This is a genomic window from Candidatus Binataceae bacterium, assembly GCA_035500095.1.
Taxonomy (GTDB): domain Bacteria; phylum Desulfobacterota; class Binatia; order Binatales; family Binataceae; genus JAKAVN01.
This window is the reverse complement of the sequence record DATJXN010000147.1, coordinates 25,034-50,654: the sequence shown is the minus strand read 5'-3', so window position 1 is coordinate 50,654 and position 25,621 is coordinate 25,034. Positions and strand designations below refer to the sequence as shown.

General features: G+C 65.5%; 25 protein-coding genes. 21 read left to right on the top strand and 4 right to left on the bottom strand.

Going from position 1 to position 25,621, the window contains the following annotated elements; translation table 11 throughout:
• The first annotated feature begins 88 nt into the window (after positions 1-88).
• From VMI09_16595 to rsfS, 6 genes are all read left to right on the top strand, one after another.
• Complete coding sequence (locus VMI09_16595) at positions 89-1,111, top strand: LLM class F420-dependent oxidoreductase (GenBank protein HTQ26309.1); 1,023 nt, start codon at positions 89-91, stop codon at positions 1,109-1,111.
• Between the two features lie 40 nt (positions 1,112-1,151).
• Complete coding sequence (gene obgE / locus VMI09_16590) at positions 1,152-2,177, top strand: GTPase ObgE (protein ID HTQ26308.1); 1,026 nt, start codon at positions 1,152-1,154, stop codon at positions 2,175-2,177.
• The gene (gene proB, locus VMI09_16585; protein HTQ26307.1) at positions 2,165-3,310 is read left to right on the top strand and encodes a glutamate 5-kinase; all 1,146 of its coding nucleotides are present in this window, start codon (positions 2,165-2,167) and stop codon (positions 3,308-3,310) included. Before obgE ends, proB begins: the two co-directional genes overlap by 13 nt.
• Positions 3,311-3,322: 12 nt before the next feature.
• A complete protein-coding gene (locus VMI09_16580; protein ID HTQ26306.1) occupies positions 3,323-4,576 on the top strand; it encodes a glutamate-5-semialdehyde dehydrogenase in 1,254 nt (417 codons plus the stop codon).
• A gap of 19 nt (positions 4,577-4,595) precedes the next feature.
• Entirely contained in the window at positions 4,596-5,234 is a 639-nt protein-coding gene (gene nadD, locus VMI09_16575) for a nicotinate-nucleotide adenylyltransferase (GenBank protein ID HTQ26305.1), read from the top strand.
• 91 nt (positions 5,235-5,325) lie between these two features.
• Complete coding sequence (gene rsfS / locus VMI09_16570; GenBank protein ID HTQ26304.1) at positions 5,326-5,715, top strand: ribosome silencing factor; 390 nt, start codon at positions 5,326-5,328, stop codon at positions 5,713-5,715.
• 57 nt (positions 5,716-5,772) lie between these two features.
• Here rsfS and VMI09_16565 read toward each other — a convergent pair whose 3' ends face one another.
• Positions 5,773-6,600 (bottom strand): alpha/beta fold hydrolase, encoded by an 828-nt coding sequence (locus VMI09_16565; protein ID HTQ26303.1) that lies wholly within the window; start codon positions 6,598-6,600, stop codon positions 5,773-5,775.
• A 174-nt stretch (positions 6,601-6,774) separates the two neighbouring features.
• Here VMI09_16565 and VMI09_16560 point away from each other — a divergent pair, with 174 nt between their 5' ends.
• Positions 6,775-7,611 carry a class I SAM-dependent methyltransferase gene (locus tag VMI09_16560; protein HTQ26302.1) on the top strand — a complete coding sequence of 279 codons (837 nt, stop codon included), beginning with the start codon at positions 6,775-6,777 and terminating at the stop codon, positions 7,609-7,611.
• Positions 7,595-8,380, top strand: a complete 786-nt coding sequence (locus VMI09_16555; GenBank protein ID HTQ26301.1) for a methyltransferase domain-containing protein — start codon at positions 7,595-7,597, stop codon at positions 8,378-8,380. Before VMI09_16560 ends, VMI09_16555 begins: the two co-directional genes overlap by 17 nt.
• Before the next feature lie 183 nt (positions 8,381-8,563).
• Here the strand turns inward: VMI09_16555 and VMI09_16550 are convergent, their stop codons facing one another.
• A complete protein-coding gene (locus tag VMI09_16550) occupies positions 8,564-9,976 on the bottom strand; it encodes a THUMP domain-containing class I SAM-dependent methyltransferase (GenBank protein HTQ26300.1) in 1,413 nt (470 codons plus the stop codon).
• 331 nt (positions 9,977-10,307) lie between these two features.
• Between VMI09_16550 and VMI09_16545 the strand changes: the two genes are divergently transcribed.
• The 8 genes from VMI09_16545 (at position 10,308) to VMI09_16510 (ending at position 17,494) form a co-directional block, all read left to right on the top strand.
• Entirely contained in the window at positions 10,308-11,366 is a 1,059-nt protein-coding gene (locus VMI09_16545) for a radical SAM protein (GenBank protein ID HTQ26299.1), read from the top strand.
• A gap of 122 nt (positions 11,367-11,488) precedes the next feature.
• Positions 11,489-12,493 (top strand): alcohol dehydrogenase, encoded by a 1,005-nt coding sequence (locus VMI09_16540; protein HTQ26298.1) that lies wholly within the window; start codon positions 11,489-11,491, stop codon positions 12,491-12,493.
• A 54-nt stretch (positions 12,494-12,547) separates the two neighbouring features.
• On the top strand, positions 12,548-13,432 hold the full coding sequence (locus VMI09_16535; GenBank protein HTQ26297.1) for a class II fructose-bisphosphate aldolase: 885 nt from the start codon (positions 12,548-12,550) through the stop codon (positions 13,430-13,432).
• Positions 13,433-13,524: 92 nt separating this feature from the next.
• Positions 13,525-14,004: a DoxX family membrane protein gene (locus tag VMI09_16530; GenBank protein ID HTQ26296.1), complete on the top strand. Its 480-nt coding sequence runs from the start codon at positions 13,525-13,527 to the stop codon at positions 14,002-14,004.
• Positions 14,005-14,020: 16 nt separating this feature from the next.
• Positions 14,021-14,713, top strand: a complete 693-nt coding sequence (locus VMI09_16525; GenBank protein HTQ26295.1) for a glycosyltransferase family 2 protein — start codon at positions 14,021-14,023, stop codon at positions 14,711-14,713.
• 41 nt (positions 14,714-14,754) lie between these two features.
• Positions 14,755-15,393 carry a TIGR04282 family arsenosugar biosynthesis glycosyltransferase gene (locus tag VMI09_16520; protein HTQ26294.1) on the top strand — a complete coding sequence of 213 codons (639 nt, stop codon included), beginning with the start codon at positions 14,755-14,757 and terminating at the stop codon, positions 15,391-15,393.
• On the top strand, positions 15,393-16,664 hold the full coding sequence (locus VMI09_16515) for a glycosyltransferase 87 family protein (GenBank protein ID HTQ26293.1): 1,272 nt from the start codon (positions 15,393-15,395) through the stop codon (positions 16,662-16,664). The genes VMI09_16520 and VMI09_16515 overlap by 1 nt, the downstream gene beginning before the upstream one ends.
• Positions 16,665-16,771: 107 nt before the next feature.
• Complete coding sequence (locus VMI09_16510; protein ID HTQ26292.1) at positions 16,772-17,494, top strand: hypothetical protein; 723 nt, start codon at positions 16,772-16,774, stop codon at positions 17,492-17,494.
• A gap of 91 nt (positions 17,495-17,585) precedes the next feature.
• On the opposite strand, the gene efp is transcribed toward VMI09_16510, so the two are convergent.
• Both efp and VMI09_16500 read right to left on the bottom strand, forming a co-directional pair.
• A complete protein-coding gene (gene efp, locus VMI09_16505) occupies positions 17,586-18,149 on the bottom strand; it encodes an elongation factor P (GenBank protein ID HTQ26291.1) in 564 nt (187 codons plus the stop codon).
• Between the two features lie 148 nt (positions 18,150-18,297).
• Positions 18,298-20,052, bottom strand: coding sequence for a hypothetical protein (locus VMI09_16500; GenBank protein HTQ26290.1), 1,755 nt, complete (start codon positions 20,050-20,052; stop codon positions 18,298-18,300).
• Between the two features lie 132 nt (positions 20,053-20,184).
• Between VMI09_16500 and VMI09_16495 the strand changes: the two genes are divergently transcribed.
• The 5 genes from VMI09_16495 (at position 20,185) to VMI09_16475 (ending at position 25,613) form a co-directional block, all read left to right on the top strand.
• Complete coding sequence (locus tag VMI09_16495) at positions 20,185-21,231, top strand: glycine cleavage T C-terminal barrel domain-containing protein (protein ID HTQ26289.1); 1,047 nt, start codon at positions 20,185-20,187, stop codon at positions 21,229-21,231.
• Between the two features lie 176 nt (positions 21,232-21,407).
• Complete coding sequence (locus VMI09_16490) at positions 21,408-21,551, top strand: hypothetical protein (protein ID HTQ26288.1); 144 nt, start codon at positions 21,408-21,410, stop codon at positions 21,549-21,551.
• A gap of 97 nt (positions 21,552-21,648) precedes the next feature.
• On the top strand, positions 21,649-23,202 hold the full coding sequence (locus VMI09_16485; protein ID HTQ26287.1) for an amidohydrolase family protein: 1,554 nt from the start codon (positions 21,649-21,651) through the stop codon (positions 23,200-23,202).
• Positions 23,203-23,232: 30 nt separating this feature from the next.
• On the top strand, positions 23,233-24,063 hold the full coding sequence (locus tag VMI09_16480) for an enoyl-CoA hydratase/isomerase family protein (GenBank protein HTQ26286.1): 831 nt from the start codon (positions 23,233-23,235) through the stop codon (positions 24,061-24,063).
• Positions 24,060-25,613, top strand: coding sequence for an AMP-binding protein (locus tag VMI09_16475; protein ID HTQ26285.1), 1,554 nt, complete (start codon positions 24,060-24,062; stop codon positions 25,611-25,613). The genes VMI09_16480 and VMI09_16475 overlap by 4 nt, the downstream gene beginning before the upstream one ends.
• Positions 25,614-25,621 lie beyond the last annotated feature (8 nt).

Here is a 25,621-nt window from a genome sequence, read left to right as displayed (position 1 = left end):
GCCGCGCCGCGGGGCTTTTTGTTTGTCTCTGCCGATAGCTCTGGCGGCCGCGGCAATCGAGGGCCGGGCCACTCGGGAGGAACTCGCGATGCGACTCGGACTGCTCTACGGCTTTTCCCATTCCCACGAATCGCTCGATCTCGTGCTCGAGGCCGAACGCCTGGGCTACGACTCGGTATGGACGGGCGAGGCCTGGGGTTCGGACACTATCGTGCCGCTCGCGTGGCTTGCCGCGCAGACCAAAAAGATCCGCCTCGGCACTGCGATCATGCAGATGCCTGCGCGTACGCCCGCGATGACGGCGATGACCGCGATGACGCTCGACGCGATTTCGGGCGGCCGGTTCATCCTCGGCGTCGGGCCGTCGGGACCGCAGGTGGTCGAGGGATGGCACGGCGTGCCCTACGGCAAGCCGCTCGTGCGCTACCGCGAGTATATCGCGATCCTGCGCAGGATTTTCGCGCGCGAAGCGCCGCTCGAATTCCAGGGCTCCGAGTACCAGATACCGTATCGCGGCCCCGGCGCGACCGGCCTCGGCAAGCCCCTGCGCTCGATCCTGCACGGCCGGCGCGACATGGAAATCTACATGGCTTCGATCACGCCGAGCGGCGTCGCGCTCGCGGCGGAGATCGCCGACGGCGTAATCCCGGTGTGGATGAATCCGGAGCGATGGGACCTGTTCGAGCCGAGCCTTGCGCGCGGATTCCAGAAAGCCGGCGGCGCGCGCAATCCGGACAAATTCGACGTTGCACCCTTCGTAACCTGCGTGATGGGCCCCGAAATTGAAAAATGCCGCGCGCCGATCAAGCAAAATCTGTCCTTCTATATCGGCGGGATGGGCGCGCGCGACAAGAACTTCTACAACGACTACGCGCGGCGCGCCGGCTACGAGGAAGCGGCCAGGAAAATCCAGGACCTGTTTCTTTCCGGCCAGCGCGACGCCGCGGTGGCCGCCGTACCCGACAAGCTCGTCGATGAAGTCGCGCTGGTTGGACCGCGCGAGCGTATTGCCGAGCGCGCCGCCGCCTGGAAGGCCTCGCCGGTAAGAACGATGCTGATCGGGACGCGCCAGGCAGAAGCCCTCCGCGCGCTGGCCGAGATACTGCTCTAGCCGTCCGGCCGCGATCGTCCCCGGCGAACAATGTTGAGCGATGAAATTCGTCGATGAAGCGCGGGTCTTCGTGGCCGCCGGCAAGGGCGGCGACGGCGCGATCGCGTTTTTGCGCGAGAAGTATCGCCCCTTCGGCGGACCGGCGGGCGGGGACGGCGGCCGCGGCGGCAACGTGATCTTCGAGGTCGACGAAGGACTGGCGACGCTGCTCGACTTCAAGTACAACCCGCGCCTGGCCGCGCGCGACGGCGAGTCAGGCCGCGGCAAACAGCAATACGGCCGCGCCGGCGACGACCTTGTCGTGCGGGTGCCGCCGGGCACGATGGTCTTCGACGAGGAGAGCGGCGAGAGGATCGCCGACCTGGTGATGCCGGGGACGCGCGCGATCGTGGCGCACGGCGGGATGGGCGGCAAGGGCAATATGCATTTCGCCACTTCGACCCGCCGCGCCCCGCGAATCGCGACGCCGGGCGGGCCGGCCGAACAGCGCTGGATAAAAATCGAGCTTCGGCTGGTGGCCGACGCCGGCCTGGTCGGGCTGCCCAACGCGGGCAAATCGACGCTGCTCGCCGCGATCAGCGCGGCCCATCCGAAGATCGCGCCCTACCCTTTCACCACGCTCACGCCCAACCTGGGCCGGGTGCAGCTGGCCGATGGCTCCGGCTTCAGCGTCGCCGATATCCCCGGGCTTATCGAGGGCGCGCATCTCGGCCACGGCCTCGGCGTCCGCTTCCTGCGCCATCTCGCACGCACGCGGGTGCTGGTCTATGTGCTGGACCTTGGCGCCGACCCCGAACGCGATTTTCTCATCGTGCGCGGCGAGCTCGCGGCGTTCGATCCGATGCTCTCGGCGCGGCCGGGGCTGATCGTGCTCAACAAGCTCGACCTCGTTGGTGCCGAACGCGCGCAGGAGACGGCGCAGGCGATGACTCGGATCGCGGCCGAGCATGGCATCGGTTCCGTCCTGGTTATCTCAGCCGAGCAGCGTGTGGGCCTCGAGCCGTCGATCGCGGCAATCGCGCGACTGCTCGGCCTTGGCGGGATTGAGGCGCAATGTCCCAGGTAAGTTACAAGCAGGAATTCGTCGGCCGCGCGCGCCGGGTCGTGATCAAGATCGGCAGCGCGGTGGTCTCCGACGCCAGCGGCTTGCGGCCGGAAATTATCGCGCGCCTGGCCGCCGAGATCGACGCGATCGTGCGCGCCGGGCGCGAAGCCGTCGTGGTGACCTCGGGCGCGATCGCGGCGGGGCGCGCGCGGCTCGAAAAGCTCGGCGGCGCGGGCGTCGCGGCGCGCCAGGCGGCCGCAGCAACCGGACAGATCGAGCTGATGAGCGAATGGGCGCGAGCCTTCGGCGCCGCCGGTCGCACCGTCGCGCAGCTCCTGCTGACCCATCAGGACGTCGCCGAGCGCGTGCGCCGCAGCAACGCGATTCACACGATCCAGACGCTGCTCGAAGCCGGCGTCATTCCGATCGTCAACGAGAACGACACCGTCGCGGTCGAAGAGATCCGCATGGGCGACAACGACGTGCTCTCCTCGCTGGTGGCCGGCATGGCGCAGGCGCAGCTCCTCGTGATCCTGAGCGACGTGGCCGGCGTGCTGACCGGCGATCCGCGCAAGCGCCCCGACGCGCAGCTCATCCCGCTTATCACCGATCCCGAGGCCGGGATGCGCGGGCTGGTCGCCGACAGCGCAGGTCCGCTCGGAAGCGGCGGGATGGCGACCAAGCTCAAGGCGGCGCAGCAGGCTGCGCGCGCGGGAATCGCGGTGATTATCGCGCCGGGGCGCGCGCAACGGGCGCTCGCCACCGCGCTCGATCCGGTGCTCGAGTGCGGCACGTTGATCCTGCCGGCGCGCACGCGGCTCAGGAGCCGCAAACACTGGATCGCCTTCGCGCTCAGGCCCGCCGGAGCGCTGACGGTCGATCGCGGGGCCGCCGAGGCCCTGCGAGCCAGGGGCCGCAGCCTCCTGCCCTCCGGCATCCGCGAGGTCGCCGGCGAGTTCAAAAGCGGCGATTGCGTGAGCCTGCTCGATCACGAGGGCGTCGAATTCGGCCGCGGGCTGGTCAATTATCCCGCCGCCGATATACTGAAGGTGAAGGGGCGGCGCTCGATCGATATTTCGCGCACGCTCGGCTACAAGGTTGCCGACGAGATCATCCATCGCGACAACTTCGCGCTGCTCGAAGAGCTGGCATGAACCGCTGCTGACGTGAGCCTCGAAACCGAAACCCTCGAAGCGCTGGGACGCGCACGCGCCGCTTCGCGCACGCTGGCGCTATGCCCCGGTCTGCAAAAGAACCGGGCGCTCGGCGCGCTAGCCGCGATGCTGCGCGACGAACGTGGCGCGATCCTGGCCGCCAACGCCGGCGACCTCGAACGCGCGCGCGCTCTCGGGATGGCCGGGGCGCTGGTCGAGCGCCTCACGCTCAACGACGCGCGGATTGAAGCGATGGCGCGCGGCGTCGAGGAGGTCGCCGCGCTGCCCGACCCGGTCGGCGAAGTGATCGCAAGCTGGCGGCGGCCCAACGGGCTCGAGATTTCCCAAGTCCGTGTACCGATCGGCGTTATCGCGATCATTTACGAGTCGCGCCCCAACGTGACCGTCGACGCGGGCGTGCTGGGGCTGAAGGCCGGCAACGCGGTGGTCCTGCGCGGCGGCAAGGAGGCGCTCAGCTCCAACGCCTTTCTCGCCGGGCTGATCGCCCGCGCGCTCGAAGGCGCCGGTATCGCGCGCGACGCCCTGAGCTTCGTCGGCAATCCCGACCGCGAGGTGATCCAGATTCTGAAGCGCCATCCCGAGGCGATCGACCTGATCATTCCGCGCGGCGGCAAGGCGCTTAAGGAAGCGCTCGCGGGATCGGCCGTCCCGCTGCTGCCCCATTTCGACGGGCTCTGCCATACCTACGTCGATCGCGCCGCCGATCTGAAGATGGCCGAGGAGATCTGCTTCAACGCCAAGTGCAGCCGGCCATCGGTATGCAACGCGATGGAAACCCTGCTGGTGCATCGCGAGGCCGCGCCGCGCTTTCTGCCGCCGCTGGCCGCGCGGATGCAGCGTGCCGGCGTCGAGCTTCGCGGCTGCGAGCGCACGCGCGCTATCGTTCCGGACGTGAAGGCCGCCGACGATACCGACTGGGACACCGAGTTTCTCGACCTGATCCTGGCGGTCAGGGTTGTCGATTCGCTCGACGAGGCGCTCGCCCATATTGCGCGCCACGGCTCCGGCCTGGCTGACGCCATCGTGACCGGCGACCGCGAGGCCGCGCTCCGCTTTCAACATGAAGTCGATTCGGCGACCGTCTACGTCAATGCCTCCACCCGCTTCACCGACGGTTTCGAATTCGGCTTCGGCGCCGAGACCGGAATCTCGACCAATCGGTTGCACGCGCGCGGCCCGATGGGTCTGCGCGAACTGACCATCTACAAGTACCTCATCAACGGCAACGGACAGGTCCGCAATTGAATTCGGACGGCCCCGCCTCATGCGCGTAGGACTCCTCGGCGGCAGCTTCAATCCGATCCACTTCGGCCATCTACGCTCGGCCGAGGAGGTGCGCGAGGCGCTCAACCTCGACCTGGTCTATTTCGTGCCCGCGGCGATGCCGCCGCATAAATCGGCCGAGGGCCTGGCGCCGCCCGAGCATCGGCTGGCGATGGTGCGGCTCGGGACCAAGGGCAACCGCCACTTCATGGTTTCCGACGTCGAGATTCGGCGCGCCGGCCGCTCCTACACGATCGACACGGTGCGCCATTTTCTGGTCACCCTGCGCGCGCCGTCCACGCTCTTCCTGATGATGGGATCCGACGCTTTTGCCGACCTCGACACCTGGAAGGAATGCGACGACCTGGTGCGGCTGTGCTCGATCGTGGTGCACACGCGCGAGGAAAATGACGACGGCCAGCCGACGCGAATCTCGCTTGCCGCCGTCAAACGCTTTGGTTACATTAAACGAGACGATCACTACGTGCATCCGAACGGCCAGAAACTTTCTTTCGTAGCCACGACGAATTTTCCCGTCTCCGCAACGCTCATTCGCGAAAAGCTTCGCCAGCGGCATTCGGTCCGCTACCTGATGCCGAACGACGTGGTCGAGTATATTCAGCGGCACGGGCTGTACTGACGGCGCCAGTGATTTCCACGGCAGCACCCCGAAAAACGATTCGCGCCGTTCCGCCCGCTTTCCAGTGGTCAGCTCTACCATTCCCTTGCGCGTGAATTCACACGAGAAGGCTATCGCCGCGGCGCAAGCGGCGCTGGAGAAGAAGGCGTACGACCTCGTCGTGCTCCAGGTCGAGCATCTCAGTTCGATCGCGGACTATTTCCTGATCGCGACCGGGCGCTCCGACGTGCAGGTGCGCGCGATCGCCCGCGGGATCGAGGAACGGATGGGCCTCGCGGGCGAGCACGCGCTATCGATCGAAGGCACCAATCACGGCCATTGGGCGGTGCTCGACTTCAACGACGTCGTCGTCCACGTCTTTTTCGAAGAAACGCGCGAGTTCTACCGCCTCGAGCGCAATTGGCTCGACGCCACCGAAGTCCCGCTGCCCGAACCGTATCGCACCCAGGCGCGCGATCTGCGCCTGCGCGCGAGCGGCTGAACGCAGCCCCTCCAGTTCGAGTCCGCCGGGGTCGGCGGCGGCGCGACAACGCGCCGCTCAAAGCGCGGCGTCGCGGTGCTCCAGCAGAAACGGCAGTACCGCGGCGTTGAATTCCTGCGGCCGCTCGACGTTCGGCAGATGTCCTGCATTCTTGATGATCGTGAGGCGCGCGCCCGCGATCCGCTCAGCGATCGTACGCGCCAGCGCCGGCGGCGTAAGCAGGTCATCCTCGCCCACTACCACGTGCGCCGGAACGCGGATCTTCCCGAGGTCGATCTGCACGTCCGGTCTGGCGCTGCCCTGGATTGTCTTGATGTAGGACTGCTTGTGCAGCGCGCACATGCTGGCGACCACGCGCTGGAACGCTTCGGCCGGCGCGGACTTGCTGATCAGCGATCGCGCAACGCCGTCGGCGATATCCTTGAGTTCCTTGCCCGCGAGCAACGGTTCCAGGCGCAGCCGGATGAACTCGCGGGCCTGCTCGGGACCGATATGGCCAAACCCGGGCAAGGTGTCGCAAAGCGTCAGCGTCGCGACGCGCTCGGGGAAGAGCGTAGCGAAATCCATCGCGATGATACCGCCCATCGAGAGGCCGACCAGATGCGCCTTGCGCGCGCCGAAGTGGTCGAGCACGCGCGCGAGGTCGCGGGCGAAGTCGTGGAACTCGAGCGGCCCTTCGTAGTCGTCGCTCAATCCGTAGCCGCGCGCGTCCCACGAAGCGGCGTGGAAATGGCGTCCGAGGTCGGGAAGCTGGTCATGCCAGTTGGTACGATTGCCGCCGATCCCGTGCAGACAGATGACCAGTTTGCCTTCACCGATATGATCGACGGCAATCCTGGGCGCGGGCGGGACGAGATCGGTTTTCCACGGCGCCGTCTGTGCCATTTGAGGGCTCCTCTCACGCGCGCGAAAATCGCCAAAGAATCGTCCGAATGTCCAGGGCGCGCGGTACGCGCCGATTGTGCGGCGTCTGCGCCGATGCTGCAAGCTCTTTCGCAGACCATTGCGGTGTCCGCGATTGGCTGTAATCGGGGCGCCCCCGGCGCTAACATCCGCGTCATGAATCCCCGCGAAGCGCCGCGGCCCACCGGCGAACAGTTTCTCCGCAATCCTCAGGCGTTCGCGCGGATGTCCGCGCTGATGTCGTCCAGCGCCGACGCCAAATTTCTTCAATATCTGGTCTCGGTCTCGGGGGTCGCACGGCAAGAGCGCGTGCTCGACGTCGCCTGCGGGCCGGGAGCATGCGCGCGCGCATTTGCCGGGCGATGCCGCCACGTGGTCGGCCTCGATCCGTCGCCGGACCTGATCGCCGAGGCGCGGATCGAGGCCGCACAGAGCGGCGCGGGCAACGCGGAGTTCGTCGTCGGCGAAGTCCAGCGAATGTGTTTTCGCGACGGCGCCTTCGACGCGGCCGTATGCCGCTTCGCGTTCCATCACTTCACCAATCCGGCGCGCGTGTTCGCCGAGATGGCGCGGGCGGTCGCACCGCGCGGCTGGATGGTGGTGGTGGACGTAACCGCCTCGGAGGATCCGGCCAAGGCGGCAGCGCACAACGAACTGGAGCGGCTATGCGATCCGATGCATGTGCGGATGCTCGCCGCTTCGGAGTTCGAGCGGATATTCGCAGCCGCGGGTTTCAGCGTCGCGATGAAGATCGCGCGCCAATCGACCAGCACGGTCGAGGAATGGACGCGCTTCGGCGATCCGCCGCGCGAGAATCTGCCGGTTATTCGCGCGATACTCGAAGACGCGGTTGACGACGACCGTCCGGGGCTCGCGCTCCAGCGCGACGCGGACACTATCCGGCTGATGCATACGAGCGTAAGCTTCGTGCTCGAGCGCTCGGCGCGAAAATCCTCCCGGCCGAGGAAGCGAACCGATGGACGACCAGGGTGACAATCTAACCTCGGTGCAGCGCCAGTTCCGGCGCCAGGCCGAGGCCTACTCGACCATGAAAGTGGTCACCGACCCGCGCATCCTCGAGCACATGGTCGAGATTTCCGCGGTGCGGCCGGATTCGCGCGTACTCGACGTCGCATGCGGCCCCGGATTCGTCGCGATGGCGTTCGCGCCGCGCTGCCAGAGCGTGCTCGGAATCGACGCCACCGACACGCTCGTCGCGCGCGCCCGCGCCGAGGCGGCTCGCCGCGCAATTTCCAACCTGAGTTTCGCGCTCGCCAACGTCGAGCGGATGCCGCTTGCATCCGCCCGCTTCGATCTCGCCACCTGCCGCTTCGCGTTCCATCATTTCGCCCATCCCCGGGCGGTGCTGGCCGAGATGACGCGCGTGCTCAAGCCGGGCGCGCGGATGGTGATCGTCGATATGACGACTTCCGAAGATCCGGCGAAGTCGGATTACCACAATCGCCTTGAACGGCTTTGCGATCCCTCGCACGCGCGTGCGATTCCGGTCTCCGAATGGGAGCGGATGATCGCCGAGACGGGACTCGAAGCCGTCTATCGCGGCGGGCGCGAGACCAGCTACGACCTGGAGGCGTGGATGGCGCATGGAGGCCCGCCGCCCGAACGCCGCGCACAGATAATCGAAATGATGGAAGCTTCGCTCGCCGCCGACCGCTCGGGACTCAAGGTGCGCCGCGACAACGGTCAGATCTGGTTCAGCCACACCGGCGTGACCTACGTGCTGGAAAAACCGATGCGCTAATGTGGTGCCCTGGAAATAAGTTTCATCCCAAGATCTCAAGGCTGTCGTTCCGAGCGCAGCGAGGAATCCCGGGTTCTACGAATAAAGATCCGGGATTCCTCGGTCGCTGACTCCCTCGGAATGACACCTTGACGCCTTTCCGGATGTAAGTTATTCGCGGGACATCACACCAGCGGGCGCGCGCTACGCCCGGCAGACATAGATCGCGGCGGGAGCACCGAGGATCGTAACCCGCCGCACCGACTCGGCACGTACGAGGCCGAGACCCAAGACCTCGCGCATCAGCATCCGCTCCGCCGTCAGCATTATCAGCCGTCCGCCCGGACGCACTACGCGCGCGAACTCCTCGAGCAGCCGCGGATAGAGCCGGCGGTTTTCGCCGTGCGAGCCATATTTCGTGCCCCACGGCAAATTGGTCACGAGATGGGTCGCGGCGCCGCTCCTGAGCGGCAGGCGCAGCGCGTCGCCCAGCGCGATACCGATCGGCCGGTAGCGCGGGCCGATATTTTCATGCGCGGCGGCGATCGCGCCGGTGTCGCGGTCGAACCCGGCCAGCATCGCATAGCGCCCGAGATGCGCGCGTTCGATCAGGATCGTCCCCGCACCACACATCGGATCGACCACACAATCGTCTGCGCCCGGCCCGCTCAGCCATCCCAACGCCGCGGCGACTGAAGCGCGCAGCGACCCGGGCCGATGCGCGACCTTGTATTCGCGGTGTCGCATCCGCTCGTCGACGAGGCGCACGGCGAGAAACATCTCGCCGCCGAGCAGCGTGGCCCAGAACTCGACGTCGGCATCGTCGCCCGCGGGACGCCACGAATGGTCGATGCGGTCGGCGATCCCGCGTTCGACCGCGCGCTGAAAATCGAGCCGGCGAAATTCATGCGCTCCCGCGATGCGCGCGATCACGCGAAAGCTGAGTCTTCGTCCCGCACGGCTGCCGGGGGTCATCCGCACCCGCGCCTCCAGAGCCTCTTCGACATAGGGCGCGTCGTGCGCCGTCCTGCGAACCTTCTCCAGCGTCGCGGGCGCCGTGCCGAGGCCGTCGCGATAGCCGGCCAGCGCGAACAAATCCTCTATCGTTCGCGCGGCGGCGAGCGGGTCGGGGCGCGGCGCGCTGAAGATCGTCATCCCGGCGCGTTCGGGCACGGTCCGCTGGCCCAGTTCACGGATTGCGGGTGCGCGGCCGGCCGCCCCTGCGGCCGCGGCCGCGCAGCGCGACGTTATCTCCTCCGCCGCGACGCTCTCGAAGCCGGGCTGCGTGTGCGCGATGTAGATGTTCGGGGTAAGCCGCAGCGCGGGGCCTGACGGGATTTCAGCGGGGCGCTCGGCGAAGCCCGCGGCCTTACCGGATCTGACGAAGCCGCCGAGCTTGACCGTCTGCTTAATCGCATTTTTGGCCGCTGTGTCGAATTTTTCGGGCTTCTCGAAGCGGCGAAAGTTGGCGGATTTGACCGGCCCCGTCGAGCGCGGGTTGCGCCCGTGCGCGGGGGCTTTGGGACTGTCGCGTCCGCGCCGGCGCTCGCCAGCGGCGCTCGAATCGCTTTTCGGCGGAGAAGGACGCCCGCGGCGGGAGTTAGGCGTGCGGCGCACCTACTTGGCGCGCGCCAGCCTGCGTGCGCGCCTCCTCATCGTGATGTCCCCAGGTCCATAGATTTCTTCAGCTTCCATGTTTCGCTGCCGGGATTTTCAAGGACCGGCTTCCAGGAGCCGGGTTTTCAAGCGCCGGATCGGGCCGCGGATGGTTCGGCCTGAAGAATATCAAACATAGCTGAAAAAAGGCGTTTGGCGGCGCAGCCGTTTTTAAACTCTGCCGCGGATGCATGAATGGTTAAGGTAGCGCGCATCCTCGCATCCGCGGTAATGAGTGAAGCAGGGCCGGCGGATATTCATGTAGAGCGCATTGTTTTTGCGATGAGGCTTTATGCCCGACGATCGTGAGATCGACACCGGCGGAAATCCGGGAGGCGGCGGTTTTTCGATCGGTCTCGGTCTGACCAACGACTGCAATTTATCCTGTGCGCACTGCTACCGCGACACGGATCGCATCGATCGTCTTACGCTCGATGAGGTTCGGAGGATTTGCGACAGCGTGCCGGTTCGCTCGGTAAACCTGGGGACCGGCGAGAACGGGCTGCATCCGGACTTTCGCGCGATCCTGCGCTATCTGCGCGATCGCGGTATCAGGACCGCGCTCACTTCGAACGGGTACAGCGCGGCGGTACTGAGCGATGAGGAGCTTGGATGGCTGGCCGACCTCGAATTCTCGCTCGATTTCGCAACCGAGGCGGAACAGGATTCCTGGCGCGGCGGCGGCAACTGGCGGCTGGTCGTCGAGCAAACCGCGCGGGCGCGGCAGCTGGGAGTTGCGGTCACGATCGTGGCCGTCATGATGCGAACCAACTATGAGAAGCTGGCCGACCTTGGCTCGCTTGTAATCAGCCTCGGCGCCAACTTCCGCGTAAATGTCTATCAGCCGGTCAAAACCGACGCGTTCTCGCTCAATTACGATCAGTTTTGGGCGGGGTTCCGGCGGCTGTTCGAGTCCTGCCCGCTCGCCGTCTGCAGCGAGCCGATCGTGCGCGCGCTCCTCGGATTTGAAGTTCCCGCGGCCGGCTGCGGGCGCACGACTATCCGGGTCACGCCAAAAGGCGAAGTGCTTCCTTGCGTGTACTGGAAGAAGCGTGTCCTGGGACTGGCCGAGCTGGAACGATTGGGCTCCGCGGTTATCGACTCGCCGGCCTTTCGGGAACTGGATTCGGTCCCGCGGTTCTGCCGCGATTGCCGTTTCGTTGAAGTTTGCCGCGGCGGCTGCGCCGGCCGCCGGCTGTTGCGCGGAGGATTGGAGATGCCCGACGAATTCTGCCCGTTCGTTAACGGAAAGCCGCTGCCCGATCTGGCGAGCCGCTCCGGAAGCCGTCGGCAGTTCTCCAAGAGTGCGAGCGCCTGCACCACCGTGTTCAGCGCGCAGGAGCAAAGCTGAGCCGACGGTCGAACTGAAGATCAGGGTCTTTCAGTCCCGCCTGGAACGCAAAACGAGACGAATGGTTCGTGTGTTGGATGTCGGATTCTCTCACGTCGAAATCTGACGAGGGGTTATCGCCAATGAAAAAAATCATCGTGAGCAGCGCCGGTGGAAATTTCGCGCCCAAGGACGCGCCCATTCCCGACCCGGGCCGCGGCTGCGCGAGAATCAAGGTTCAGGCCTGCGGCGTCTGCCATAGCGACGCTCTGACCAAGGACGGCTCGTTTCCGGGAATAATCTATCCTCGTGCTCCCGGCCACGAGATCGCCGGGGTCATCGATGCGCTCGGGCCGGATGCCGATCCATGGAAGATCGGCGACCGGGTCGGAGTCGGATGGCATGGCGGACACTGCGGGATATGCGAGTCATGCCGGCGCGGCGATTTCATAACCTGCGCGAAACTGCAGGTTCCGGGTATCAGTTACGACGGCGGCTATTCGGAGTATGTATCCGTGCCCGTCGTGGCGCTGGCCCGTATTCCCAACGCGCTGAGTCCGGAAGAGGCGGCGCCCCTGATGTGCGCAGGCATCACCACCTTCAACGCCCTGCGCCACAGCGGCGCGCGCCCCGGCGACCTTGTCGCAATCCAGGGCATCGGCGGCCTCGGCCATCTCGGAATCCAGTTCGCGAGCAAATCCGGTCTGGCCACGGTCGCGATCAGCAGAGGAGAAAAAAACAGGGAGCTCGCGCTGAAGCTGGGAGCGCGCGTGTATATCGACGCCAGGTCGCAGGACGTCGCCAAGGAATTGACCGCATTGGGCGGCGCGCGCGCGATTCTCGCGACCGCTCCCGACGGCAAAGCGATGGGAAGCCTGGTCGACGGACTCGGCGTCGATGGCACGTTGGTCACCATCGGCGTCAGTTTCGAGCCGATGTCGGTGTCGTCGTCGCAGCTCTTGATGGCGCGCAAGTCGATATTGGGCTGGCCGTCCGGGACTGCCAAAGATTCGGAGGACACCCTCAACTTCGCGGCGGCCAATGGGGTGCGCGCCATGATCGAAACCTTCCCGCTGGAGCGGGCCGCCGATGCCTACGAGCGCATGATGTCCGGCAAAGTGCGGTACCGGGCGGTTTTGCAGATGTGATGGCCGCGAGTTCCCCACGTTATAACGAATGCCATTGGCGAGTGCAGGTGCTCTATGCAGATGCTCAAAGACGTCCTGCAACAGGCGGAACATGACGGGGTTGCCGTCGGCCATTTTAATTTTTCGGACCTGACGGCTTTCAATGCGATCGCGGCAGCCGCCCGCGCATTGAATCTGCCGGTGATGGTTGGAGTATCCGAAGGCGAACGCGCATTCGTCGGCGTTCGTCAGGCGGCCGCGCTGGTGAAAACTGTCAGGGCGGAATACGGTCAGGCGATTTTCCTTAATGCAGACCATACTCATTCGCTAGCGAAGGCGGAAGAAGCGGCCAAAGCGGGATTCGACGAAATCATCTTCGACGGTTCCGCGCTGCCCTTCGAGCGGAATGTCGCCGAGACAAAACGCGCGGTCGAGGCGATCAAATCGCTCAACCCGGCGATCCTCGTCGAGGGCGAGATCGGATGGATCGGCGCCTCCTCGGAAATCCTCGAGAAGGCTCCCGAGGGAACGGGCGTGCTGACCACTCCCGAGGAAGCGCGGCACTTCGTCGATGCGACCGGCGTCGATGTGCTCGCGCCGGCGGTCGGCAATATGCACGGGCTGCTGGAGAGTATGGTCCACGGCGAGGCCGAGAAGCGTCTGGATATTCGGAGAATTGCGCAAATCAAAACCGCGACCGGCATCTTCATGACTCTGCATGGAGGTTCCGGAACCCGCGATCAGGATTTTCAGCAGGCAATCAAGGCAGGTATGACAATCGTCCACGTCAATACCGAATTGCGTCTCGCCTGGCGACGTAGTCTCGAGAACGCCTTGCAGGCTCATCCGCGAGACGTCGCACCCTATAAACTCCTGCCCGAAGTGGCTGCAGCCGTCGGCGGCGTAGTACAGAAGCGCTTGCGCCTGTTCAGTTCCACCGGCGACGAGCAGCCAGTATGAGGAGGACGTTGAAACGTGAATCCACTCCGGTTGCGAAGGGGGCGAGCGCGCGGATGCGCAATTTCGCAGGTTCGTGATTCCGGTGCCGAGCCATGCTGATCAGGTCAAAACTTCCTGCCGCCGGACCCGGAGTCGTGCTGACGATTTTGAGGATCGCCCTCGGCGCGCTCTTCGGGTCAACGTTCTTCGAAAACCTTGGGAAGGATTTATATACTCCCCAAGGTTATGCATCGCTGATTCACTCGTATATCAAGTACGGACACGCACCGGCGGTCTGGAAGGCGGTGATGGCATCTGCCGCAGCGCACGCGGCCGTGAGCGCGCCGCTGCAGGGAGTTCTCGAGTCGAGCCTCGCGATCTTACTGATAATAGGCCTCTTTACCCGGCCTGCCGCATTTGTAGCCTTCGCCTTTCTCACCGGGCTCTGGATGTCGGAGTGGGGACTCGGATGGATATGGGAACTGCTGATGCCGATGATCGTCGCGGCTTCGCTGGCTCTCGGACCTTCGGGTGAGTATCTGGCCGTCGATGCGGCATTGGCGAAGCGATGGCCGCGCCTTGTAATCTGGTAGGGCCGTGCGCGTCTCGGTGGTCATTCCCACTTACAACGAAGCCCAATCCATCGGCCGGGTTCTGGCCGACATTCCGCCAATGGTGGAGGAAGTGCTGGTCGTCGATAGCGATTCGAGCGACGGAACCGCCGCGCTCGCGCGCGAAAAGGGCGCCAGGGTTTTGCGGGAGCCGCGCCGCGGCTATGGGCGCGCATGTCTGACCGGGCTTGCCGCGGCGAACGCTCCGGACGTGGTCGTTTTTCTCGATGGAGATTACAGCGACCGGCCCGCCGAGATGCCGCTGCTCCTCGACCCGTTGCGTCGAGGCATCGCGGACATGGTAATCGGCTCGCGGCTCGCCGGTGAGCGAACGCCCGGTGCGCTGCCCTGGCATGCGGTCCTCGGTAATCGCCTTGCGGCGTGGCTGATCGCGCTTTTGAGCGGCGTGCATCTGACCGATCTCGGTCCTTTTCGCGCGGTGCGTTACGACGCGCTGATCGCGCTTGGACTGAAGGAGTCCACCTACGGATGGCCGGTTGAGATGATCGTAAAGGGCGCGCATCGAGGCCTTCGAATCGTCGAGGTGCCGGTCAGCTACCATCCCCGGATCGGCTCGTCGAAAATCAGCGGCACATTGCGGGGCAGCATCGGCGCGGCGTGGGGCATCTTGAGCGCCATCGTGAAGTATCGATTTTTCGACGGCACCTACGCGCGAGAGGAAACCGTTTGAAGCAAGCGCCGGGACTTGGCGGAGAGCGCGCGCTCGTCATAATGGCGAAGGCGGCCCGGCCGGGCCACGTGAAGACACGGCTCTCGGCCAGTTTGCCGGCAGACGACATCATGGACCTCTACAAGTGCCTGATTGAGGACACGCTGCTGCTCGCACGCTCGGTTACAACCGATGCGCTTGCGATTGTTTGCCCTGCCGCCGATGTGGCCGATCTGTCCGGATGGCTGCCCGAAGTGGAAATCGTCGCGCAGGAAGGCAACGGGTTGGCCGCCGGGCTGGCCTCTGCATTCCGGGTCTTTATCGGCCGCGGCTACCGGCACGTGGTCGCGCTCGACGGCGATAGCCCTCAGATCCCGGGTCAGACGCTGGAGCAGGCCTTCCGCCTCCTCGATAGCAGCGACGTCGTAGTCGGCCCGACTATCGATGGCGGATATTACCTTGTAGGCGCAGGCGCGTCCGAGGCCCGGCTCTTCGAGCAACATCGGCTCGGAACCGGTGGCGCCCTCGATTCGCTGATTGCAGCTGCCCGATCGCTAAATCTAAAGCTGGCGCGGACGGACACCGCCTACGACGTGGACGAGCCGGACGATCTGGTTCGACTTGCCGGTGAGCTGGCCCGGGATCCCTCCCGCGCGCCGCGGACGGCCCTCTGGCTGGCGCGCCGGAATATACGCGAGTGATGCAACAGCGGCGGGTCGCGCCGGCCTTGGTCTTCGGATGGGGTTTGGTGATTGCCACCTGCATGATGGCGCTCCCGTTTCTCCGCCGGCCGGAAAATCGCCATCTGTTTCTCACCTGCGTCGCGATCGCCGCGGGCGCATATATACGAACGCTCTTTTTGCTCGATCGGATTGGCTCGAGCAGCGGGCAAGCGCTGCTGCTGAGCCTCGCTCTGGCAGCGTTGTGGCGCGTGCCGCTTCTGCTCAGGCCCGCGACCCTCTCCAGCGACGTCTATCGCTACGTCTTCGACGGAAGAATCCAGCGGCTGGGTGACAACCCATACGTAGTCGTGCCTGCCGATCACCCGGAGCTGCATACGGACGAGACGCGGCTGATGAACCATCCCGGGCTGGCGACGCCCTATCCTCCTGGCGCCGAACTTTTTTTTCGCGCGGTGACGTCGATTGAAGAGTCGGCGCGGGCGATGAAATCGGCGGCGGCGATCTGTGACACGGCCACGGCCTGCGTGCTGCTGTTATGGCTGATCGATTCCGGCCGCAATCCCTGGTGGGTGCTCGGGTACGCTTGGAATCCGCTGGTCAGCCTGGAGGGCGCCGGCAACGGACACGTGGATCTGCTCGGTGCGCTATGCGTGGTGACGGCCGCGTTTTCGCTCTCGCGCGGCAGGCGCACGATTGCGGCGCTCGCCCTGGCGCTCGGCGTCGCGGTCAAGTTGCTGCCCGTGGTTCTGTTGCCGCTCTTCTGGCGTCGGATTGGTATTCGCGATGCGGCTGTGGCGCTGGCTCTGCTGGCGGCGCTCTATCTTCCGTTTCTCGAATCTGGCGCGCTGCCGGTGGGATCGCTGGGCGTGTATCTGGCGCAATGGCACGTCAACGGGCCGCTCTATCGCGCGCTACATCATATTTTTCCGGGACCCGCGCTTGTGATGCTGCCGGTTGCTTGCGGCTTCGCAGTGGCCGTGTGGGCGCGCCGGCATTGGGCGATAGATTCTCCGGCGGCGTGGGCATGGCCGGTCGCGATAGCGCTGTTGTTCGCTCCGGCCGTGTTCCCGTGGTATCTGCTGTGGCTGACTCCGTTTCTCTTCGTTCCATCGACGCTGCCGCTCGCGGTCTGGAGCGTCAGCGTCCTGGTTACCTATTCCTCGCTCTCCGTGTGGGCGGCAGGCGCGATTGAATATGGCGCAGTGGCGATCGCAGCCGGCCTGACGATCTTCGGGCGATCCCAACAAGGTATCGTTCCGCGCGGCTTCTCCGGTCAGCGGAAACAATAAAATGCGGGACATTGTTTAGTAACATTCATAGAGAAGATAATCACCGGAATCGATCGGAAATTGATCGGTGGGATTCGGCCACCGGGGAGGGAACGTTCGTGACGCACTTGGGCTGGCTCGATCTTATCCGCCTTCTCCTCTTCGGCATGTTGCCGATTCTGCCCGCGGCCGCCGGCGCGCAGCAGCTGCCGCCGCTCGCCGAACAGATGGCCAAGACCTACGGACTCGATTCGTTCGGGCAAGTCGAGGGAATCCGCTATACCTTCAACCTGGACCTGCCCGGCCTCACACGTTCCGAGACGTGGGAATGGGATACAAAAACCAACACGGTTACCTACGAAGGAAAGGATAAGGACGGCAAACCCGTGAAGGCGATCTATCAGCGCTCGCAACTGAGCAGTCAGAGCGACGCCGTAAGGAAGACCATCGATCCGGCCTTCGTCAACGATCAGTACTGGTTGCTTTTCCCGTTTCACGTCGCATGGGACGGCGCGAAGGTGACCGATGAGGGTATGCAGCAACTACCTTTGGGGGGTGGTTCGGCAGAACTAATCAGGGTCAAATACCGCTCGGATAGCGGCTACACGCCCGGCGACACCTGGGATCTCTATGTCGGCCCGGACAAGCGCGTCAGGCAAATGTTCTACCATCGGGGCGGATCGACGAAACCCGCCGCCGTGATCGTAACGTGGGCGGGCTACAAGAAGGCCGGCCCGCTGCTTTTTTCGACCTATCATCGCGGGACAGCCGACGGAAAGCCGGTGCGGCTTACCTTTTCCGATGTGTCGGTCAAGGTGGTTGGATCGGATACTTGGATAAAAGCGCAATAGCCATCGAGCGCTTCGGACGGCCCGGCGTGCGATGGTGCACGGTGGAAGTTCGCTTACTCTCGGCGGGTCACGCCTCATCAACTATTGGCGCCTACTTGGCGCGCGCCATGTACTCGCGCGTCTCGGTGTTGATCGTGATCGTCTCGCCTTCCTGGACGAAGTGCGGCACCTGCACCACCAGCCCGGTCTCCATCGTGGCCGGCTTGAGCGTATTGGTCACCGCCGCACTCCTCATCCCGGGGTCCGTCTGCGCAACTTTCAGATTGACGGTCTTGGGCAGCGAGACGTTGAGCGGTGTGGTCTCATGAAATTCGACTTCGACCTTCAGATTGGGCATGAGAAAACCGACCACGTCTTCGATCAGCTCCTTGGGGATCGTTATCTGGTCGTAGGTCTCGGTGTTCATGAAATGGAAATCGTCGCCCTCCTGGTAGAGGAACTCCATTTCGACCTGATTCAGGATGATTCGCTCGACGCGATCTTCAGAGCGGAAACGGTTTTCGGTCTGGGTTCCGGTTTTGACGTTGCGCAGCTTGGTCTGGACCATCCCGCGCCAGTTGCCCGGCGTGATGTGACTTATCGCCATCACCCGCCAGAGCCCGTTGTTATACTCCAGGATCATCCCAGGGCGTAGTTGCGTCGCCTGAATCAGCATCGTCGGTGCACTCGCGAAGTATCGATTGGTTGGAAAAGTCTTGGTCGAACCCGGAATTTTAACGGAATAGCGCCCGACGCGGCAAGTAAGGCCTGTTCCGGCTACCGGGCCGCCGGCGCGCTCATCGAGCCGCAGCGCCAGAGCCTGCTTAGCGCCCGTCGGGGCCCATCGGATGGGCGGTATTGCCGTACGGATTGATCGGCGCCGCATACGGATTGACGGCGTAGGGAGCCACGCCATATGGGACTGCACCATATGGAACCGCGCCGTACGGGCTTACCGGAACGGTCGTGATTCCGTGGGGGCCGATATTAATACCGTAAGACGGGCTCGCGCCGAAGGGCGTCCCGTATGGCATGCCATATGGACTGCCGTAAACACCTCCGTACGGTTCCATCCCGTAGGGATTCATGCCGAACGGACTATAGGGGCTCGCCCCATAAGGCGCGACCACGATCGGCGGCGCCGACGCCAGCGCTGGCGGCATCGTGATGGACGATTCCACGTACTGGTTGCCCCTGCCGAACGCGCGGATCGTCGCCGTCCCGCCGCTCATCATGAAGTTCGTCGAGAAATTGTTGACGGTGCCGTGGCCGACCGGGATTCGCGTGGCGAGCCGCCCATCGACATAGATTCCCGCGCGCCGCACTCCCTTGCCCACGATCTGCCCTACCACCTGGTAGGAACGCGATAGCGAATTTACCGGGTTGACAGCCTCGATGTTGATCTGGATGTTGCCCATCGGCGCGCCGATTCCGCCGCCAAGGCCTCCAATCGGTCCGCCGACGATCCCGCCGCTGGGTCCCGCGCTGCCAACGCCCTCATCCGCACCCGGGGCCGATTCTTCAAGGTCGCCTCCCGAATCGAGTCCCGTGGACGGCGCGTTCGCGCTCGGAATCTCGGCCGTGTTGGTTCCGGCGGTGGAACCGGTGCCGCGGTCAACGTCGACTCCCGACTCTCTGCCCGTGCTTGCCATGGCGTTCGAATCCTCGCCATACACCGACGCGGTCGCCATACGCCCGGCCTGATCGAGGACGCGTAGGTTGGTCGCAATGTCGGCGTCGCGCAGCTTTAGGCTGAATTCGACCTTCTGGCGGCCGAGCACGCGGCCTACGTCTATCGGCTTGACCATCTGCTCGCCCTCGTAAATCCCAGCCGAGCTGAGCGCCGAGCCTTCGAGGTAACCCTGAACCTGCGTGACGTTGCCGACGACCCGGCGCGACTCGATCCTGATCGTCGGTCCGCCGCTATCCGCGGCTCCGGATGCGGCCGGGCTCTCCGCCCCCGCGCCGGCCGCGGCGGCGGGGGGCGGCGGTATCGCGGCGCCTCCGGGAGCGGTAACACCCGGAGCGGAAGTGCCCGCACTCGCCTCCCCGCTCGACGCGCCCGGCGGGGCGGCCGCCGGCACAGCCGATGCCGCCGTGGGCGGAACGCTCTTTTCGATCGCGGCCAGTTGATTCTTCAACGCGTCCCATCGATCCGCCTTGAGCGCGCCACGATGGGTCTTGAGCGCGGCGTCAACCGATGCCGCGTCGGCGTCGAGCGAGGCCGTGGTGCGCCGCGCACTGGCGGTATCGCGCGCGCCTAGCGCCTGGCTTAACGTTTGCGCGTCGCCCGCAAAGCTCGCTACAGGGCCCACCATCGCCTTGGCGTCCGGGCTCGTCTTCCCATCGGCGTCGGGCGCGTTCAGCGAATTCAGCAGTGCGAAAGCCTGGTTGCTCAGCTCGGCGGATGCCGCCGCGGCGTCGCCGGCGGCGCGCGCCGCGGGAGCGATCGCCCACAGCGCCGCGAGCAGCAGAGCGGCGCCAAGCGCCGCTTCGCATCCGCGCGGCCGGCGCGCCGGCCGTGCTCCGGGCGCCGGCGCGTCTGACTGCGGGACCGTCGAAGTCTTCCGCGAAGTCATAGGCGAAGTCATGGGCGAAATCATCCGCGAAGTCACCCGTCTCACCGACCAGTATACGAAATCTCCGGTGATGATAGAATTGCAATCGTTGGAGCCGATTTAGGCTGTATCGTCAGGAGTCGAACCTAAAAGGTGAACTACACAAGCCTCACGAACCCCGTGGAGGCCCGGCAGCCGGGCGGCGGCGGCCTCGAAGCCGGCTATCGCGCGCTCACCGAGACTGCCGGCGTGCGGCTTTGCGCCGAGCGCCTGGTTATACGGATGAGCGGCGACGACCGCGCGTCTTTCCTGCACGGGATGTGCAGCAACGATATCAACGGGCTCAAACCGGGCTATCTTGTTCCGGCGCTGTTCCTGACCGAACGCGCCCATCTGATTGGCGAAGCGAACGTATGGGCCGTGGCCGACGCACTGCTGCTCGAAATGGATCGCGCGCTGTGGCCGGCCGTGCGCGCTCAGCTCGAACGCTTCCTGGTCGCGGACGACGTCGAACTGGAAGAGGGCGGCGACGCTTTCGATTATCGCGTAATCCAGATTGACGGGCCGCGCGCCGCGGCAGCGGTTGCGGCGGCCTTCGGCGAGCCCGCGGCACGGCCGGGCGCGTGGCGATTCGGCGCGGCCGAAGATGGTGCGACAGAGGGCGCGCTGGTTGCGCAGCTAACGCGATGGAACGCGCCGGCCTTCACCATCCTCGCCGGCCGCGAGAGCGCGCCAGCGATCGTCGCGCGGCTGACCGCGGGCGGAGAAATCCGTGAGGTCGATATCGCCGCCGCCGAAATCGTGCGCGTCGAGAGCGGCACGGCGCGGGTCGGCGTCGACGTCAACGACAGGACGATCGCGCTCGAGGCGCGGATGCAGCCGGCGATCTCGTTCAGCAAGGGATGCTATGTCGGGCAGGAAACGGTCGAGCGCGCGACTGCCCGCGGCGCGCTGAAGCGCCGCCTCATGGGACTCAGGATCGGCGGCGCACGCGTTCCCGCCGCCGGCGCTCGCTTGATGCTTCAGGGCAAGGAGGTCGGCCAGCTCACGAGCCCGGTACGCTCGCCGCGGCTGGGCGTGCTCGCGCTTGCCGTGCTGCATCACAGCGCCTGGGAGCCGGGGACGGGGGTGACGCTCGATGATGCGGAGGGCCAGGTTCGAGCCGAAATCAGCGAGCTGCCGTTTGCCGCGCACAATTGACGCGCCGGCTCATTGAAGAAATGCGCGCGATGCTTTAAAAAAAGTTGAGGCCGCGCGCGAGTTGGGTGGATGCGGTAGTCGCCAGCCGATCGATCCGCGCCCTGGACGAAAGTTTCGCGGCCGGATCGGCGGCCGCCAGCCGCGGCCACGAAAAATATCACGGGAGTTATCGAACGATGGCTAACCAGTTGGGCAAGCGTTACATGTGTGAAAAGTGCGGCACCGAGGTGCTCTGCAACAAGCCGGGCACCGGCGCGATCGAGTGCTGCGATGCCGAAATGAAGATCAAGGAAGCCAAGGCGCTTCCGTCCTCGGACTAGGCAAGACTCCGATCGAGGTTTTTAAAGTGTGTAGCGCGCGCGACGGCGCCCCCTCGAGCGCGGCGTCGCGCGCGAAGCTTTTGCGCTTTATACCCTGATGGCCTTCAAGGCTGACCTGGTTCTGCATGAAGGGACGATCCTGGGCTATCCGGCCAGCGATTCGATAGCGATCGCGGCTGGTGCGATCCTCGCCCTCGGGCCGTATAGCGAGCTCAAGTCGCTGGTCGGCCCGCGCACTCATCTGATTCGGCTCGCCGGTCGCGTCGTCGCGCCCGGCTTCATCGACTCGCACATCCATTTTCTCGAGGCCGCCTCGGCGGCGTCGGGCCTCAGCCTCTGGCGCTGCCGACAACTCGAAGATCTTATGGCGGAACTGCGGGTGGCCGCAGGCAAGACGCCGCCCGGCAACTGGCTCCGCGCTTTCGGCTGCGACGAGGCGCTGCTCGCCGAACGGCGCGGACCCACGCGGGCCGAACTCGACGCCGCGGTGCCCAAGAATCCGCTGCGCCTGCGCCATCAGACGCTCCATGCCTCGTGGCTCAATTCGCGCGCGATCGCCGCGCTCGGCCTCGAAGCACCCGACTTCAAGCCGCCCGAGGGCGCGGTTCTGATGCGCGATGCGACGGGTCGGCTTAGCGGCCTGGTGGCCGGGATGGAAACCTATTTCTCGCGGCGGCTTCCGCGCGTGACACCGGCCGAGCTCGAGGCGCGCGCGCGCCTGTTCAGCCGCGAACTCGCCGCAGCCGGCGTGACCGCGTTTACCGACGCGACCGTGCGCAACGGGCCGGAGGACATCGCGGCGATGGCGCGGATGGTCAACGGGCGGGCGGTGGCGCAACACGTCGCGATGATGCTCGGCGCGCCCTACCTGAACGCGCTCAAAGAGGCAGTGCGCGCCGCGCAGCCCGCCGGGATTACCCTGGTCGCGGTCAAGTTCGTCGAAAGTCCGCGGACCGACTATCGCCCGATCGCACGATGGGTCGCGCGGGCGCGCGACGCCGGCCTCGATTCGGCCTTCCATTGCACCGAGGTCGAAGAACTCGAACTTGCGCTGAACTCGCTCGAGACGGCCGTGCGCGGGGCCCCGCCGGCGCCCGACGGCGGTCCCGTTTTTCGAATCGAACATGGCGGCGTGATCACGCCCGACCATCTCGAACGCCTCAAGGCGCTGGGCGCATGGGTGGTCACCAATCCGGGCTTCGCCTACTACCGCGGCGCAAAGTACGTGACCGAGCCGGGGCTGCTGCCCTATCTCTATCGCGCGCGCAGCTTGCTGGAGGGCGGGATCGAGCTTGCCGCCGCCACCGACGCGCCGGTCACCCCCGCCCGTCCGCTCGCCGCGATCGGCGCCGCTGCGATGCGCTATTCGCTCGAGGGCTACGAGATCGGCCTTAACGAACGAATTCCGCTCGACCAGGGTTTCAGGCTTTTCACCACGCAGGCGGCGCGCCTCGCGCGGCTCAACGCAGGGGCGATCGAGCCCGGCCGTCTCGCCGACCTGATCGTGCTGCCGCGCGATCCGATGGCGCTCAAGCCGGCCGACTTGATGAACCTGCCGGTCGATATCACGATCATCGGAGGACGCGTGGTTTTCGAGCGCGGGCGGCCCGAGGTCGCGGCCAGCCCCGGCGCCGACCTGTTTTCGAGCTGAGGGCGCCAAACCGCAAGCTCCGTCGCCGCCATGGCGCACGCATCACAGACGATCCGTTCATCGCCGCCCTCGCCGGGCTTCAGCACGATCCGCTTTGCCAAGCGCGGCGGGATCGCATGGATAACGCTCAACCGCCCGCGCCAGCTCAACGCCTACAACGTCGCGATGCGCGACGATCTGTTCACGGCGCTCAGCGCCGTCCATGACGATTCCGAGGTGCGCGCGATGGTGCTCGCGGGCGCGGGCTCCGCATTTTCCACCGGCGGCGACGTGAGCGAATTCGGCACCGCGCCTTCGCCGACGACTGCGCGGTGGGTCCGCTTTCGGCGCGACGTATGGGGCCGGCTGCGCGCCCTCCCGGTTCCGACGGTCGCCGCGGTTCATGGCTATGCCGTCGGCGGAGGTCTCGAGATGGTCCTGCTCTGCGATATGGCGGTCGCGGCCGACGACGCGTCGTTCTGCCTGCCGGAGACGGCGCTGGGCATGATCCCCGGAGTGGCGGGAACGCAGACCGCGGCGCGGCGCCTCGGCCTGGGCCGCGCCCTTGATCTCTGCCTGACGGGCCGCTGGATTGACGCGAAGCAGGCTTTAGCAATAGGTTTGGTCGCCGAAGTAGTGCCTGCGGCGAGCCTGGTTCGCGCAGCAGGCGCGCTGGCCCGCCGGCTCAGCCACCTGCCGCGCGAGCGCGTCGCGATGGCGAAGCTGGCGGTCTGGGGCGGCCTGGATCTGCCGCTCGGCGAGGCGCTTGCGATGGAGCGCCGGCTCGCCCGCCGGCTCGAAAATTTTGCGCTCGATAGGCGAGCGTCGGCGGCCGCTGCCCCGAGGAGGGCGCGCCGCCCTGGAGGAAACGGAGTACCGTGAACACCGTCAGTTTCATCAGCATCCCCGGTTCGATCGCTCCCGACCAGGAAATCCTGGTCTTCGGCGATCGCAGGCTGAACTACGCGCATCTCAACGACCTGGTGGGACGCCTCAGTTCGGTTTACAAAACGCTCGGGCTCAAGCCTCGCGACGTAATCGCCGCCCTCGATACCAACTCCGACCATTACATCGCCGGCTACTACGCCGCCGCCAAGGCCGGTCTGACCTGGCTCCCGCTCAACTACCGCGCCAAGGACGCCGAGCTGGAATACATGATCAATACCGCCGGCGCCAAGGTGCTGCTCGCCGGCGATCGTTACCTCGATCTCGTCGGCCGCGTCGGGCCCAAGCTCAAGACCGCCAAAGTGGTCGCCTGGGGCGACGGCAAAGCCGGGATGCCGCGGGTTACCGATCTGGTCAAGGCGGCCGAGCCCGACGAAATCGAGTTCGAGGTCGAGGACGAGGACGTCTCGGTGCTGATGTACACCAGCGGCACGACCTCGCTGCCCAAGGGCGTGATGCTGCGTTTTCGCGATTTCGCCGCGTACGTCACGGCCAATGTCGAGATGGCCGACGGCAGCGATCGCGGCGTCGCGCTGGTCTGCGTGCCCTTCTACCACATCGCCGGAACCACCGCGATGATGACCAATATGTGGACGGGCCGGCGGATGGTCATAATGCCGCAGTTCGAGCCGAGGACCTGGCTGCAGCTGGTCGAACGCGAAAAGGTCACCCACGCTTTCGTCGTGCCTACAATGATGAAGCAGTTGCTCGACGAGCCGTCCTTCGCCAGGACCGATTTCTCGAGCCTCACCAATCTCGCCTATGGGGGTGCGGCGATGCCGATCCAGACCATCCGGCGCGCGATCGAAGCCTTCCCCAAGACTGTCGGCTTCGTCAACGCCTACGGCCAGACCGAAACCACCTCCTCGCTGACCGTGCTCGGCCCCGATGACCATCGTATCGACGGCGACGCCAGGACCGTCGAACTCAAACTCAAGCGGCTCAACTCGATCGGCCGTCCGTTGCCCGACGTCGAGGTCGCCGTCCGCGACGACGACGGCAAGCTCCTGGGCGCGGGCGCGGTCGGCGAAATCCTGATCCGCACTCCGCGTATCATGAAGGGCTACGCCGGACGCGAGGACGATTCCCGCCTGCCCGAAGGATGGCGCGCGACCGGCGACCTCGGATGGGTTGACGAAGAGGGTTACGTGTTCTTCGCCGGGCGCAAGGACGACATGATCATCCGCGGCGGAGAAAATATCGCGCCCGCCGAAATCGAGACCGTCCTGATGAGCCATCCGGGAATCGACGAGGCGGCGGTTATCGGCGTGCCCTCGGTCGAATGGGGACAGACGATCAAAGCCTTCGTCGTCCCGCGTTCCGGGCAGAACGTCACCGCAGCCGAAGTCACCGAGTTCTGCCGCACGCGGCTTGCGAGCTTCAAGCGGCCCGAGGCGATCGAGTTTATCGACGCGCTGCCCAAGAATCCGCTCGGCAAGATCCTGCGCAAGGAGCTGCGTGACAAGGGCGATACGCCGAAGCCCTGAACGCGTGC